Below are 14,572 nucleotides of genomic sequence, written 5' to 3'. Positions count from 1 at the left end.
CATGAGTTTCTCGAACAAGGAACAGGGGCACGCTAAAGAGGCGTTGCTGCCCAGATCGCGGGACATCGACGCGCTGGTACGCGCCGAACATCACGACCCCTTTGCAATTCTCGGCCCCCACGGCGATGGCGGTGGCGGTCAATTCATCCGGGCTTATCTGCCCGACGCGTTGAGCGTGCAGGTGGTCGCCAGGGACTCCGGGGAAGAACTCGGTCACCTTGAGGCCACCCAGACGCCGGGTTTGTTCGTCGGGCATTTCGAGCGGACGCAACCGTACCTGCTTCGAACCCGTTGGGCCGGTGGCGAGCAACTCTCCGAGGACCCTTACAGCTTTGGCCCGTTGCTCGGCGAAATGGATTTGTACCTGTTCGCCGAAGGTAATCACAGGGACCTCAGTGCTTGCCTTGGTGCGCAACTGATGACGGTCGACGGCGTGGAGGGTGTGCGGTTTGCCGTATGGGCACCGAATGCCAAAAGGGTGTCGGTGGTCGGAGATTTCAACAACTGGGACGGCCGTCGTCACCCGATGCGGTTGCGTCATCCTACCGGCGTGTGGGAAGTGTTCATTCCGCGGATGCGGGCGGGGGAGGCGTACAAGTACGAAATCCTCGGGGCTCACGGCATTCTGCCGCTCAAGGCCGACCCGATGGCCTTAGCCACCTCTCTGCCGCCCGATACGGCGTCAAAAGTCGCTTCGCCATTGACGATCGACTGGCAGGATCAGGCGTGGATGCAATCGCGTGGCGATCGTCAGCATTCAAGTGCGCCGCTGTCGATCTATGAGCTGCATGCCGGCTCCTGGCAATGTGAGCTGGATGACCTGGGCGAGGTCGCCCGTCAGTACACCTGGCATGAGTTGGGCGAAAGACTGATTCCCTATGTGAAGGAATTGGGGTTCACCCACATCGAGCTGATGCCGATCATGGAGCACCCGTTCGGCGGTTCCTGGGGGTATCAGTTGCTCTCGCAATTCGCCCCGAGTGCCCGTTATGGGTCGCCGGATGATTTCGCCGCCTTCGTCGATGCCTGCCACCAGGCCGAGATCGGTGTGATCCTCGACTGGGTGCCCGCGCATTTTCCGACCGATACTCACGGCCTGGCGCAATTCGACGGCACCGCGCTGTATGAATACGGCAACCCGATGGAAGGTTTTCACCAGGACTGGGACACGCTGATCTACAACCTGGGTCGGACTGAAGTGCATGGCTTCATGCTGGCCTCGGCGTTGCACTGGCTCAAACATTTCCACGTCGATGGACTGCGCGTCGACGCCGTCGCCTCGATGCTCTATCGCGACTATTCGCGCAAGGCGGGCGAATGGGTGCCCAATCGCCATGGCGGTCGGGAAAACCTCGAAGCCATCGACTTCCTGCGCCATCTCAATGATGTGGTCGACCTCGAAGCCCCCGGCGCGCTGGTGATTGCCGAAGAATCAACGGCGTGGCCGGGTGTCAGTCAGGGCACACAACAGGGCGGACTGGGCTTTAACTACAAGTGGAACATGGGCTGGATGCACGATTCGCTGCACTACATTCAGCAGGACCCGGTGTACCGCGCTCACCACCACAATGAGCTGAGTTTCGGCCTGGTGTATGCCTGGTCCGAGCGGTTCATCCTGCCGATTTCCCACGATGAAGTGGTGCATGGCAAGCATTCGCTGATCGACAAGATGCCTGGCGACCGCTGGCAGAAATTCGCCAACCTGCGGGCCTACCTGAGTTTCATGTGGGCGCATCCGGGCAAGAAGCTGTTGTTCATGGGGTGCGAGTTTGGCCAGTGGCGCGAGTGGAATCACGATCAGCAATTGGACTGGTACCTGCTTCAGTACCCCGAACACCAGGGGGTGCAGAAACTGGTCAGCGATCTGAATCAGCTCTATCGCCAGGAGCCTGCTCTGCATGAGCAGGACGATGTGCCTCAAGGCTTCCAGTGGTTGATTGGTGACGATGCGATCAACAGTGTTTACGCCTTCCTGCGCTGGAGCAAAGAGGGGCGGCCGGTGTTGGTGGTGGCCAACTTTACGCCGGTACCGCGTCAGGCCTACCGCATTGGCGTGCCGTTTGCCGGACGCTGGACGGAGGTGGTCAACAGCGATGCGGCGATGTATGCCGGCTCCAATTACGGTAACAGTGGCGGGGCGTCTACCGAAGAAGAGCCGAGCCATGGGCAGGCGCTGTCACTGGTGCTGAATTTGCCGCCGTTGGCGGTGTTGATGTTGCGACCTGAAGGCTGATCCAAGACCGAGTCGCTGCCATCGCGAGCAAGCTCGCTCCCACAGGTTTACAGTGATCCCTGTGGGAGCGAGCCTGCTCGCGAAGGCGCCAGCCCAAACAACACAGTTCTCGAAGTCAGGTCCTCACCACCGCATCCGCACGCCCAGGCTCCCGATGAACCCGTTCAAATCACCGGCATTCACATCGCTGCTGTAATCGGCACTGACGAACACACTCATTGTCGGCGTCACTCTGGCCACCAATCCCAATCCCATCTCGACCGTCGATGAATTGCGGCTGCTGCTGATCTTGTCGACCTGATCAAGGGACATGGTGCTGCCAGTGTGCGCCGTGTGCCACAAGTTGGTCCGCACATAAGGTTCGACGGGCATGCCGTCAATATCGTAACTACCTGTCAATCGGGCACCGATCCGACTGGTCCAGGAGATCAAGTCAGTCGAAGACGCATTGCCCGAGCCTGCATAGGGGGCATCCAGGGTGACGCGCTGATTGATCAATTGCGCCTGGGGTTCGATCACCCAGTGATCGCTCAGGCTAATCGGGATACCGCCCTCCGCCGAGAGGATCATCGCGGTGCCCTCGGTGGCTTGCCGAGCGCCTTGGCTGTTGAGGCTGTAGCCGTTGACCCTGCCGCCACTGGCCGTCAAGTCCATGTGCCAGCCCTCGGAACCGGTCAGGCTCCAGTAAGCGCCGAGGCTCTGGCCTTGAAGGTTGAGGGTGTTACTGTTCGGATCGGCAAGGGTGGGGCTGGTCAGTACCCCATTGCTGTTGCTCTGGAGCTGAGTGGTGCCGCTGACCAGGCCGACCCGTTGGGTTTGGCCGCTGCTGCCTTGTAACGTCAGAATGGGCGGGCCTTTTAATTCGCCGCCGCCAGCGAGAGAAGCGCTTTGGTTCTGGTAATTGGTTTGTGCCTGCCGCGAAGCCTGCCCATAGAGTTGGTCCCAGGCCAAGGGCGCAGCATCCTCGGTCGTCAGGTGTGAACTTCGCAAGTCTGGCATGGCGCTGAAGCGGCCGGGATATGTGGTCGGGAGAGCGGTCAAGGCGAGGGTCGGGACATCCTGGCGATACCAGGGGGTTACATCTGCCTCGGGAGGTGAGGCCTGCACTTCCATCGATGAGCACAACAGGAGTGAACTCGAGACTGTGCAAAAAGTGACTTTGATCTCATGTTGGGTGAATGAAGTTCTCATGGGGGTCTACCTTGCAATCTATTCCATATCTCGCTCTGGCGTCTCTCCTACCCCGAATGAGGGGCGACCGAATGGATTGGGGGCAAGCCTCTGACCGCCCGTTTTTGCGGGAAGCTGCAAGGTTGTCCCTGGTGGAGTTTCCGGGGGTAGTACGGTGTAGCTAAGAAGACCCAAGCCACTGCGTCAAGAAAGTGGCCGATAAATGGTATGTCTATTTTAGTGGTTGTAAGTTATTGATTTGAGTGGCCTCTCTAAGTGATTGTTTGTACGAAAAAACGTCGAAATACCCCCGTCCTAGACACTTTCGGTAGCACGCTATCGGCTTTCCAACTGACGTCTTACGCCGACGTTTGATACCGTTTTTCGCAGCTTATTACTGTCGATATTGCGAATTTAGTCGGCACTGGCATACACAATGGCGGTCGACGCCAGACTGAGTACGACCCCGATGCCCGGATCGGCCGACGTTCAAAGGCCTCGTGCAGGTAGTCGTAGCGGGCGAGGGCGGCGTTACCCTGGAGCTGCCAGTCGTTGAAGTCACCGGCAATGATCACGGGGGCTTCGTCGTGACAACAAATCACCGCAACCCTGTAGCAGCTGCCGAGCTTGCGAGGTTGCGTTCGGCTGCGCAGCAGTCGTAATCCTGAGCGCCAGTTTTTTACTGATAGATCCTGTTGTTTGATTTCACGACTGCTGCGCAGCCGAACGCAGCCTCGCAGGCTCGGCAGCTGCTACAGCGCGGCTACAGCGCGGCTACAGCATGCGGAGTTAGACGAAGACAATCTCATAAGGCAACCGCATGCGCTCCAGCAACACTGGCGGCAGCAGCGGCGCGAGACCGATGGCCGGCTCGCCGTCCAGCTGGCTGGCGTAGGCGTGGGTAGCGTGGCTTTTGCGTGCGACGGTCCAGGTGTCCAGACGCACCTTGCGTGCACGGTGCCAAGGGATCAACCCTCGATCGCGAGTCGGCCAGTGCCAGGCCCACACGGGCACTTCGTTGAATGCAGCGCCGACCTGGGCGGCGGCCTTGGCGCTGGCACGACCAACGACGTCATGGTCGACGTTACCGTCCTCGCGCCAGGTGCTGAATACCACGTCGCCGGGGCGCAAATAGCGGGCAATGAACTGACTCAATTGAACCTCGCGCTCAGCCAGGGCGTTGTCGGTGAAACCACCGCGAATCCACTTCAGGCTGTGCATCGGCAAGCCGAGTCGCCGCAAGGCTTCGACGCTTTCCTGGGGGCGGAACACACTCAAGCGTTTTTCCGACCATTGCTGCGACCCTGGATGACTGGCACTGCCATCGGTAATCGAGATCAATTGCAGAGGGTGGCCCAGCGTGTTCAGTAGTTGCAGCAGACCGCCGCAGGTCACGACTTCATCGCCAGGATGCGGGGCGATCACCACGGCGCGTGCACCGGCGGGGACCAGGGTCTGAGTGCTGATGACGGGGATGTTGTCCAGTTGCGGGGCGCTGTTCCAGATCTGTGCTGGCAGGCTGTTTTCACTGATGGAAACCGGCTTCATGGGGTTACGTCCTTGTTCTGGTTGATAGCAGTGTGCAGCGCTCCAAACCCTGGATTGCCGCGAGCAGAGTATTGCTCATGAATCGCTATCCGTCGCCTCTATGTAACTTCTGGCAGGTTTTTTTATCCGGCCTCTACCAGCGCCCGCAGGCAGCGGCCTAACGCCTGTGTGTCGGCGTAGTCCGCTGGCGGGTGCCGGGGAACCCCCTGAAGGTCCATTTCACTCTTCTTCCTCATGCTGCAATTCGAACAGCAGCAGCGAACGGCCGGTGACGGAATATTCGTGACCGAACTCAAAGCGTTCCTGGCCGCGAATCGACGGTTGATTGGTGTCGATCATGCAGGTCCAGAAACCGCCGTCGGGCACTTCCGGAAGCAGGAAATTGACAATGTCGTGGTGGGCGTTGACCACCAACAGCAGGGTGGCGTCGGCGCCTTTGCGACGGATACCGGTTTCCTGGGCGCGGCCATCGAGCAACATGCCGAGGCAGCGGCCATGGCCTTCCTCCCACTGTTCGGTCGACATCTCGCTGCCATCCGGGGCGAGCCAGGTGACGTCCTTGACGCCGATGTCCTCGTTGTAATTGCCCACCAGAAATCGTCCGCGTCGCAGGATCGGGTAGGCCAGGCGCAACTTGATCAGGCGTTTGACGAACTTGAGCAGAGCCTTGCCGTCGTCGCTCAAGTCCCAATTGACCCAACCAATCTCGCTGTCCTGACAATAGGCGTTGTTGTTGCCCTCCTGGGTGCGGGCGAACTCGTCACCGGCCACCAGCATCGGCGTGCCCTGGGACAGCAGCAGCGTGGCGAAGAAGTTGCGCATCTGCCGTAGACGCAGTTCTTTGATCTCGGGGTCGTCAGTCGGGCCTTCGACGCCGTGGTTCCAGGACAGGTTATTGTTGCTGCCGTCCTGATTGTTTTCGTCGTTCGCCTCGTTGTGTTTGTCGTTGTACGACACCAGGTCGTTAAGGGTAAAACCATCGTGGGCGGTGACGAAGTTCACTGAGACATACGGTCGCCGCCCCCGCTGATTGAACATCTCCCCGGACGCCGTCATGCGGCTGGCGAAGTCGGCGAGCTGGCCGTCGTCACCTTTCCAGAACGCCCGCACGGTGTCGCGGAATTTATCGTTCCACTCGACCCAGCCCGGCGGAAAATTACCGACCTGGTACCCGCCGGGACCACAATCCCAAGCCTCGGCGATCATCTTCACCTGACGCAATACCGGGTCCTGGCGACAGGCGACGAGGAAGCTGTGACGCTCGTCGAAGCCATCGTGGTAGCGCCCGAGAATGGTCGCCAGGTCGAAACGGAAACCATCCACGTGCATCTCCGAGGCCCAGTAACGCAGGGAGTCGGTGACCATTTGCAGGACGCACGGGTGACTCAGGTCCAGCGTGTTGCCGGTACCGGAGTCGTTGATGTAGAAGCGCTTGTCGTCGGGCATCAAGCGGTAATAAGAGGCGTTGTCGATGCCGCGCATCGACAGCGTCGGCCCTTGTTCGTTGCCCTCGGCGGTGTGGTTGTAGACCACGTCGAGAATCACTTCGAGATTGGCTTCATGCAGGTGTGCGACCATCTCCTTGAATTCGGCGATCTTGCCGCTGGCCAGGTAGCGCGGGTCCGGGGCGAAGAACGCAATGCTGTTGTAGCCCCAGTAATTGGTCATGCCTTTGTGCAACAGATGCTGGTCGTTGACAAACGCGTGGATCGGCAGCAACTCCACGGTCGACACGCCCAGTTTGCGGATGTGTTCCAGCACATCATCGACCATCAACCCGGCGAAGGTGCCTCGCACGTTCTCGGGGACAGAAGGGTGGCGCATGCTGATGCCACGGACGTGGGTCTCATAAATGATTGTCTTGTCCCAGGGCACGCTGACCCGATGGTCGTGGCCCCAGGTGTGTGCCGGGTCGATCACCTTGCACTTGGGAACGAAGGGCGCACTGTCGCGCTCATCGAAACTGAGGTCGGCGTCGGGGTGGCCGATGGTGTAGCCAAACAAGGCTTCGGACCATTTTAATTTACCGACCAATTGCTTGGCGTAGGGGTCGATCAGCAGTTTGTTGGGGTTGAAGCGATGACCATTGGCCGGATCGTACGGCCCATAGACGCGGTAGCCGTAGATCAGCCCCGGATGAGCGTCGGGCAGGTAGCCGTGGTAGATCTCGTCGGTGTATTCCGGCAGCTCGATACGTTCCTGTTCGACCTCGCCGGCATCATCGAAGATGCACAGCTCGACCTTGGTGGCATTGGCGGAAAACAAGGCGAAATTGACCCCCAGGCCATCCCACGTCGCGCCCAGCGGGAAGGGCAAGCCTTCACGGATTCGCGAGGCCTCGGCAAGAGGTTCTGGCGCGGCTTTCTTTGGACTGGTCATAGGTGCTCCTGCAAATGGGGGATCGGGTGAATTCGTTCCTGTAGGTACGCAATCCCTGTGGGAGCGAGCCTGCTCGCGATGGCGGTGTGGCAGCCAACATAGGTGTTGAATGTGCAGCCCTCATCGCGAGCAGGCTCGCTCCCACAGGAGAAACGGTGTTTGATTCATCGCTCTTTTTTAGGGCGAACGAACCCTCGGTGGCGAGAGGGCTCGCCACGAAGTCAATCAGGGCAACCAGGTGAAGCGTCAGACAGCGGGCGGTTTGCGCGCGGCTCGAGGCTTTTTCTCGGTGGCTTTTTCGCCCGGCGCAATCACCTTGGAAGCCGCTGCAGGTTTGGCTTTCACCTGGGCTTTGGGTTCGCCGGCCTTGCCATTGGGGGCTTTGCTGGCAGGCGATTTGGTGGTGGCGGTTTTGCTGCCAGTGGCCTTTGGCGATTTGCTGGGTGCCAGCGCTTCAGCTTCGGCCAGCTTGCGTGCCATCTCCCAGTGACGGGCTTCCTGGCCCTCGGGTTTTCCTTCGGACTCCCAGATCTGATAGGCAAATTCGCGAACGCGTTTATCGTCTGTACTCATCGCAATGCTCCTGAACTGAACTCAAGTGTGACTAGTTTCGATAAAGAGATTGACCGGGAAATCCCCCAGCGCGGCGCTGATCATCAGCTCCCTGTGATTTGTGACTGCGACGCTTGAAAAAAGTCCCTTCAGATTTTTATCAGGGGCGGCGAATGGCAATCTGACTCTCGTATCGCCCCACAGCGGCGCGCCAATGTGTGGCCCGGCATCGTTTTCCAGCAGGTCGGCGCAGTGTATCGGTACGATCACGATGGCCCGTTCACCTGCTTGTTCTCGCACGAAACCGAGGACCCGATGCGCTTGGCTGCCGACAATCTCCAGGGCTTGATAAGTCCCTCGACGGAATAGCTCGGCATGCTCGGCGCGCAGGTTCAAGGTCTGCGCAATCAACGTTTGCTTGATGCGCCCATCACGCCAGTTGGCCAATAAACCGGGCAGGTCGAGCGGCACCTGCATTGACTGCTGACGGCTGGCGTAATCCACCGGCCGGCGGTTGTCCGGGTCCACCAGGGTGAAGTCCCAGAACTCATTTCCCTGGTAGAGATCCGGCACTCCCGGCACGGTCATTCGCAGCAAGGTTTGCGCCAAACCGTTGAGCGCGCCGGGGGCGGCGATTGTCTGAGCGGCCTGACCCAGCGCCGAGCGCAATGCCTGGCCCTCAGGGCTCAACAACAGCCGCTTGAGAAAAACCTCGGTCGCTTGCTCATACGTGTCGTTGGCGGCGCTCCAGCTGCTTTGCAATTTGGCTTCGCGCAGGGCTTTTTGCTGCCACTGCCAGAGGCGTTTAGTGTAGTCCTCCAGACCCGGCTGATCGTCGCTGCGCAGTGTCAGCGGCCAGCTGCCGAGGATGGCTTGATAGAGAATCAACTCATCGCCGGCCGACGGTGCGCTGTCGTCGGTGCGCAGCGGCATGGCGAGGGTGCGCCAATGATCGACCTGCCCGGCGTACCAGTCGCTGCGTTCACTCACGACCGCCAATCGCGCGCGGGTGTCTTCGCCGCGTTTGTGATCGTGGGTGGCCGTGGCCAGTAAGTTGTCCGGGAATTCCTTGAGGCGATTGAGGCAGGCTGCATGAAAGTCGGCCACTGGCGCGCTGAACTGTTCGGTGTTGAACCCGACGTCATTGCGTGACAGCAACACCGCCGAACGATAGAGCGCGGTGTCTTCGACGGCCTTGGCGGCTGCCGGTGAAGTCAGTTGCTGAAACCGTACGCAGGCATGTTTGAGCAGTTTGCGCGGGCGACCTACCGGGCGCTTGCGCCAAGGCTCCCCCCCCAGCCAGCCGGCCAGGCAATCGAGCACTGGCCAGTCAGCTTCGCCGAGGGTTTGCCGTGCACCGTCCATAGCCTGCTGGAAAAACACATCGTCTTGGGCCGAGCGGCCACAGGGACTGATATAGGTGCGATACACCGGAAAATGCACGATCAGTTCGTGCAAGGCCCGACGGATCGCGCCGAGGGTCAGGTCGCGGGTCATCAGGTCGTCACGGGCCACTTGCAACAGGGCTTGGGCGACACTTTCAAAATCCCCGGCGAGTGAGCCGTTGAGGATCTGTTGGCGAGCCAGTTGGGCTTCCTGGCGGAAATCGGCGGGCCGTTCGCTGTACTGGCTCCAGAGATCGCCCAACAACTGGGCGCCTTCGGGTGCCTGTTGCAGCAGCGACAACTGGTTCATGAATTCGTAACCGGTGGTGCCGTCCACCGACCAGTCGCGGCGCAGGGTTTCACCTTCGCCAAGGATCTTCTCGACGTAGATCGGCAGGTGCCGCTCCGGCACCAGGCTATCGATCCGACGCCGCAGTTTGCGGCAGTAACCGCGCGGGTCAGCGAGGCCGTCGATATGGTCGATACGCAAGCCGTCCACCATGCCCTTAGCCACCAGCTCAAAGATCTTCGCGTGGGTCGCTTCGAACACCGCCGGGCGTTCGACTCGCAGCCCGCCGAGTTCATTGATATCGAAAAAGCGCCGCCAATTGATGTCATCCGCTGCCGTGCGCCAACTGGCGAGGCGATAGCTCTGGCGCTCAAGCAGGTTGTGCAGGCGTTGAAAACCTTCCGGCGTGAGTGAGTCGTAGGCGTTCAGGTTCTGCTCAATGACCTGAAGCATAGCCGGATCACGCGCCAGTTCCTGCAGTTCCTCCTGCAAGGGAATGGCCAGGCTGTGTGCGTCGGTCTGGTAACTCAAGGTGCTGAAGCGGTCCGCGAGAGACTTGAGCCGTTCGGCGTCCGACTTGAGCAGTTCGCCGTAATTCATCGGGCAAATCGGGAAGTGATGATCGTAGTGCTCGACATGAAACGCGCCGCACTGCGCATCGAAGCGTAGGGGCAGGGTGCCGTCCTGCAACGCTACACCGTAATCGCTGCCCAGAAATGGCAGCAGCAACTGGCCTTCCATTAACGGATCGGGCGAATGCCACTGAATATCGAAGAACTCGCCATAAGGGCTCAGGCGTCCCCATTCCAGCAAGTCCAGCCACCAGGGGTTATCGCTACCGCCGACGGCCATGTGGTTGGAAACGATGTCGAGGATCAACCCCATCTTGTGTTCACGCAACGCGGCCACCAGACGACGCAACGCCGCTTCGCCGCCCAGTTCCGGGTTGACCCTGGTCGGGTCCACCACGTCATAGCCGTGCAGGGAACCGGCACGGGCGGCGAGCAATGGCGAGGCGTAAACGTGACTGATGCCCAAGCGGGCGAAGTACGGCACCAGCGGCACCGCCTGGTCCAGCGTGAAGCCTTTATGAAATTGCAGTCGCAGGGTGGCTCGCAGCGGCTGGACCAAGGTCTGATTCATTGGTCACGCTCGGCCGCCTGTAGTCGCGCGCAGGCGAGCAGTTCGAGACGTCGGGCCGCGTCAGCGTTATCGAGCAGCGCTTCGCTGTCGCCGGGTAGTCGGCGGGACCAGTTGGGGTGTGTGTCAATGGTGCCTGGCAGGTTGGCTTGCTGTTCGATGCCCAGGGCATCTTCCATGGGCAACAACACCAGCGGTGCTCGGGTATGCCCAAGGAAGCGCGTTGCAGCGTCGAGCACCTGATCGGTTTCGTGAGACTCTTCACGGAAGTTTTGCGGGTCTTGGCTCAACACTCGACGCAAGCCCTCGCGTTCCCGTTCACGATGATGGCGCCAGTCGATTTCGCCGTTGGCATCGGTGAGGCCGAGGCGGGCATTCCAGTCGATATCGCGGCCATGCCACCAGCCATTGAGGGTCGGCAAGTCATGGGTGCTGGTGGTCGCGAGGGCGTTGTCCGGCCAGTCGAGAATGGGCTTGAAGTGCGCGTTGTCCTGTTCGAACAGCAACACGCGCATGCCTAGGATCGAGCGGGCGATGAGTTTTTCCCGCAGACCGTCCGGCACAGTGCCGAGGTCTTCGCCGAGCACAATTGCCTGATGACGATGGGACTCAAGTGCCAGCAGCCGCAGCAGGTCGTCCACTGGATAATAGAGGTAGGCACCGTCGGCGGGCGGTGAGCCATTGGGGATCACCCACAGCCTTTGCAGGCCCATGACGTGATCGATCCGCAGGCCGCCAGCATGGGCGAAGTTGGCTCGGAGCATTTCGATGAACGCACGAAATCCATTGCGTACCAGACCTTCGGGAGAAAACGCGGAAATTCCCCAGCCTTGGCCGGTGCGATTGAGTATGTCCGGCGGCGCGCCAACGGTCAGGGAGGCGAGCAGTTCGTCCTGCCGGCTCCAGGCCTGACTGCCACCGCCGTCGGCACCGACCGCCAGATCGGCAATCAGCCCGATGTTCATGCCACTGCTGCGGGTGACAGCTTGGGCCCGCTCCAGGCAGCGTGTGATCAGCCATTGGCAGAAGGCGAAAAAGCCGATGCGACCGGCGTTCTCTTCGGCAAATTCGGCCAGCGCAGCACTGCGCGGGTCTCGCCATTGTTCCGGCCATTCCCGCCAGTCGAGGTTTTCACCTGTGGCGGCGCGGGCCTCTTGAATGGCTTCGAAGCGGCAGTGATTTTCCAGGGCTTCGCCACCGGTATGGCGGAAGCTGCTGAAGTCGGCGTGCAGTGGGTGTTCACCCTGGACGAATGCTTCGTACAGCGCCTGCAACAGACGATGCTTGGCTTCGGCGGCGGACGGCCAATCGATCAGCGGCATGTCTTCCAGATGCTTCAACTCATCGGCCAGGCCGGTGGCTTCAATCGCCGCACGCAATGCTCGCTCGCCAAGGATCGCCCCCGGTGCCGCATAAAGGCTGTTGAGAAATAATCGGCTGGAGGGCGAGTACGGGCTGTAACGCTGGGTGTCGTTGCTGAACATTGCATGCAGCGGGCTGATCGCCAACGCATCGGCGCCGCGCTCGCCGGCTACTCGGGCCAGGTCTTCGAGTGCCTGGGTATCGCCGAATCCGCCATCACCCGGACGACGCAGCGAGTACAGCTGCACGCTCAATCCCCAGGCACGGGGGATCGGGCTGCCAACGGCGTCGCCTACGCTGTAGCAGTGCGCTGGCGCGACCGCCAGGGTGAATGTTTGTCCGTCGATGCTGACATGCTGATAACCAACCGGGATCAGGCCGGGAAGTACCGCATTGGCATCCAGTTTCAGGTTGAGCCGCGAGCCATCTTCGAGGTGTATTTCGCAAGGTGTTTCGGGCCCAAAGTAATGGGCCAGATTCAGCCCGACGCCGGCGTCTGCAGTGATCAGCGGCGGCAGGTGGTGAGTCTGTTGCACCTGCTGCAATTGCACCAGGCTGGCGTCGATTTCCTGAGCGCTGCCGGCCGGGTGGCCGAGACAGGTGAGGACCGTGCGTAATACCGAGGATGTCACTTTTTGCGGGCGACCGTTGGCGTCGATCCAGTCGACTGCCAGGCCCGCTCGGGTGGCCAGTATTTCCAGTTGCGCGTCGCTCATGGGCGCTCTCCATCCGGGGGTAGCAAAGGGGCTGCGGCCGTGAGGCTGACAAGCGCGCAATACGGGGCAAGTGTGCCCTGATCCAATAGCCTGGCTGATGTTGGCGGGTATTCGAACAACACCTTGGCGTCAGCCTGTGGGGTGTGGACCACGGGCGTATTGCCGAGGTTCAGATCAATGCGCAGCTGACTGCCATCGCCCAGTCGCCAGCGCGCCGAGACGGCGCCTTCGGCCAATACATCGGTACCCAGGGCCTGGGCGCCGGGCAAGTGTGGAACGATCTGCTGATGGCGGATCTGTAACAGGTCGCGATACACCTCGTGCATGGCCGATTGTCGGGTAGGGGTGAGCGTCGGCCGTGAAGCCTCAAAGGTGCGGGGCGCGTTCGGGTCGGGGATCTGTTCGCGTTTGTGCGGATCAGTAAACGCACTGAACGCTGCAAACTCGTTACGCCGTCCTTCGCGCACCAACTCCGCCAGTTCACCGTGGTGGCTGGTAAAGAACAGGAACGGTTGTTCGGCAGCGAACTCGTCGCCCATGAACATCAGGGGAATCATTGGCGACAACAGCAACAGCGCCGTGGCTGCCTGCAGCGCTTGAGGGTTGGCCAGTTGATGCAGTCGCTCACCAAAGGCGCGATTGCCGATCTGATCGTGATTTTGCAGAAACAGCACAAACGCACTCGGCGGCAAATGACCGCTGGGTTCTCCGCGGGGTGTCCCGTGGCGGGTGACGTGCCCCTGGAAAACAAAGCCTTCGCTCAGGCAACGGGCCAACTGTTCGGTGGGGTTCTGGGCATAGTCGGCGTAATAGGCGTCGGTTTCACCGGTCAGCAATACATGCAAGGCGTTATGGCCATCGTCGTTCCATTGGGCGTCGAATCCTTCCTCAAGCAGGCTGGCCTGATTGTGCTCGTTTTCCACGGTCAGCCACACATGCCGCGCCGGATCGGTTTGCTGGCGCACCCGTTGCGCCAATTCCTGAAGAAAGTCCGGGTCTTCGATGGCGTGCACCGCGTCCAGGCGCAAGCCGTCAAAGCGGTACTCGAACAACCACATCAAGGCGTTTTCAATGAAGAAGTCCCGCACCTCGCGACGCCGGAAATCAATAGCCGCACCCCACGGGGTGGGTTTGTCTTCACGGAAAAAGCTTTTAGCGTAGCGGTGCAGGTAATTGCCGTCAGGGCCGAAGTGGTTGTAAACCACGTCGAGTATCACCGCCAGGCCATGGCCGTGGGCGGTATCGATCAGGTGTTTGAGTTGTTCGGGTGAGCCATAGGACGCCTGGGGCGCGAAGGGCAGAACCCCGTCGTAGCCCCAATTGCGCTCGCCAGGGAATTGCGCCAGCGGCATCAGTTCAATCGCGGTGATGCCCAGCTCGACAAGGCGCGCCAGGTGCTGCTCGACGGCACTGAAGCCGCCGAGCGCACCGACGTGCAGTTCGTAAATCACCGCCTGATGCCAAGGGCGACCGGACCAGGCGTTGTGTTGCCAACGGTAGGCGAAGGGATCGACCACCACGCTTGGCCGGTGTATATCACCGGCCTGTGCGCGGGAGGCCGGATCGGGCACCTCGATTTCACCGTCGATGTTGTAGCGGTAACGCGTGCCAGCGGGGCACCGGGTCTGGATCACGAACCAGCCATCGTCCTGAGGCAGTAGCGGCAAGGATTGTCCATCTTCCAGTTCGACACTGACGTAAAACGCATCGGGCGCCCACAACGCAAAACGCGTGTGCTCTGCGTCCAGCATGATTGCGCCGTGGGGCCAGGTCTCAAGGGTCCGTAACGGCATCTTTG

Annotated in this window: 8 protein-coding genes and 1 pseudogene; 1 reads left to right on the top strand and 8 read right to left on the bottom strand. The window is 60.6% G+C overall.

The window, feature by feature from the left end:
- Nucleotide 1: 1 nt before the first annotated feature.
- Nucleotides 2-2,233 carry a 1,4-alpha-glucan branching protein GlgB gene (gene glgB / locus AC1MDT_RS08575; RefSeq protein WP_480421612.1) on the top strand — a complete coding sequence of 744 codons (2,232 nt, stop codon included), beginning with the start codon at nt 2-4 and terminating at the stop codon, nt 2,231-2,233.
- Nucleotides 2,234-2,356: 123 nt separating this feature from the next.
- Here the strand turns inward: glgB and AC1MDT_RS08570 are convergent, their stop codons facing one another.
- From AC1MDT_RS08570 to treZ, 8 genes and pseudogenes are all read right to left on the bottom strand, one after another.
- Nucleotides 2,357-3,424, bottom strand: a complete 1,068-nt coding sequence (locus AC1MDT_RS08570; protein ID WP_480421611.1) for an autotransporter domain-containing protein — start codon at nt 3,422-3,424, stop codon at nt 2,357-2,359.
- Nucleotides 3,425-3,861: 437 nt separating this feature from the next.
- Nucleotides 3,862-3,990: pseudogene (locus AC1MDT_RS08565) on the bottom strand (endonuclease/exonuclease/phosphatase family protein); the annotation flags it as partial.
- A 202-nt stretch (nt 3,991-4,192) separates the two neighbouring features.
- Nucleotides 4,193-4,951: a PIG-L deacetylase family protein gene (locus tag AC1MDT_RS08560; protein ID WP_480421610.1), complete on the bottom strand. Its 759-nt coding sequence runs from the start codon at nt 4,949-4,951 to the stop codon at nt 4,193-4,195.
- A gap of 219 nt (nt 4,952-5,170) precedes the next feature.
- Entirely contained in the window at nt 5,171-7,330 is a 2,160-nt protein-coding gene (glgX, locus tag AC1MDT_RS08555) for a glycogen debranching protein GlgX (RefSeq protein WP_480421609.1), read from the bottom strand.
- A gap of 246 nt (nt 7,331-7,576) precedes the next feature.
- Nucleotides 7,577-7,903, bottom strand: coding sequence for a DUF2934 domain-containing protein (locus AC1MDT_RS08550; RefSeq protein WP_480421608.1), 327 nt, complete (start codon nt 7,901-7,903; stop codon nt 7,577-7,579).
- 21 nt (nt 7,904-7,924) lie between these two features.
- Nucleotides 7,925-10,699 (bottom strand): malto-oligosyltrehalose synthase, encoded by a 2,775-nt coding sequence (locus AC1MDT_RS08545; RefSeq protein WP_480421607.1) that lies wholly within the window; start codon nt 10,697-10,699, stop codon nt 7,925-7,927.
- Nucleotides 10,696-12,774: a 4-alpha-glucanotransferase gene (malQ, locus tag AC1MDT_RS08540; protein WP_480421606.1), complete on the bottom strand. Its 2,079-nt coding sequence runs from the start codon at nt 12,772-12,774 to the stop codon at nt 10,696-10,698. The genes AC1MDT_RS08545 and malQ overlap by 4 nt, the downstream gene beginning before the upstream one ends.
- A complete protein-coding gene (gene treZ / locus AC1MDT_RS08535; protein ID WP_480421605.1) occupies nt 12,771-14,567 on the bottom strand; it encodes a malto-oligosyltrehalose trehalohydrolase in 1,797 nt (598 codons plus the stop codon). The genes malQ and treZ overlap by 4 nt, the downstream gene beginning before the upstream one ends.
- Between the last annotated feature and the right edge of the window lie 5 nt (nt 14,568-14,572).

Source organism: Pseudomonas sp. ASL7 (assembly GCF_056680375.1).
Note: the sequence above shows the minus strand (reverse complement) of the source record. Positions and strands in the feature narration are given on the sequence as shown.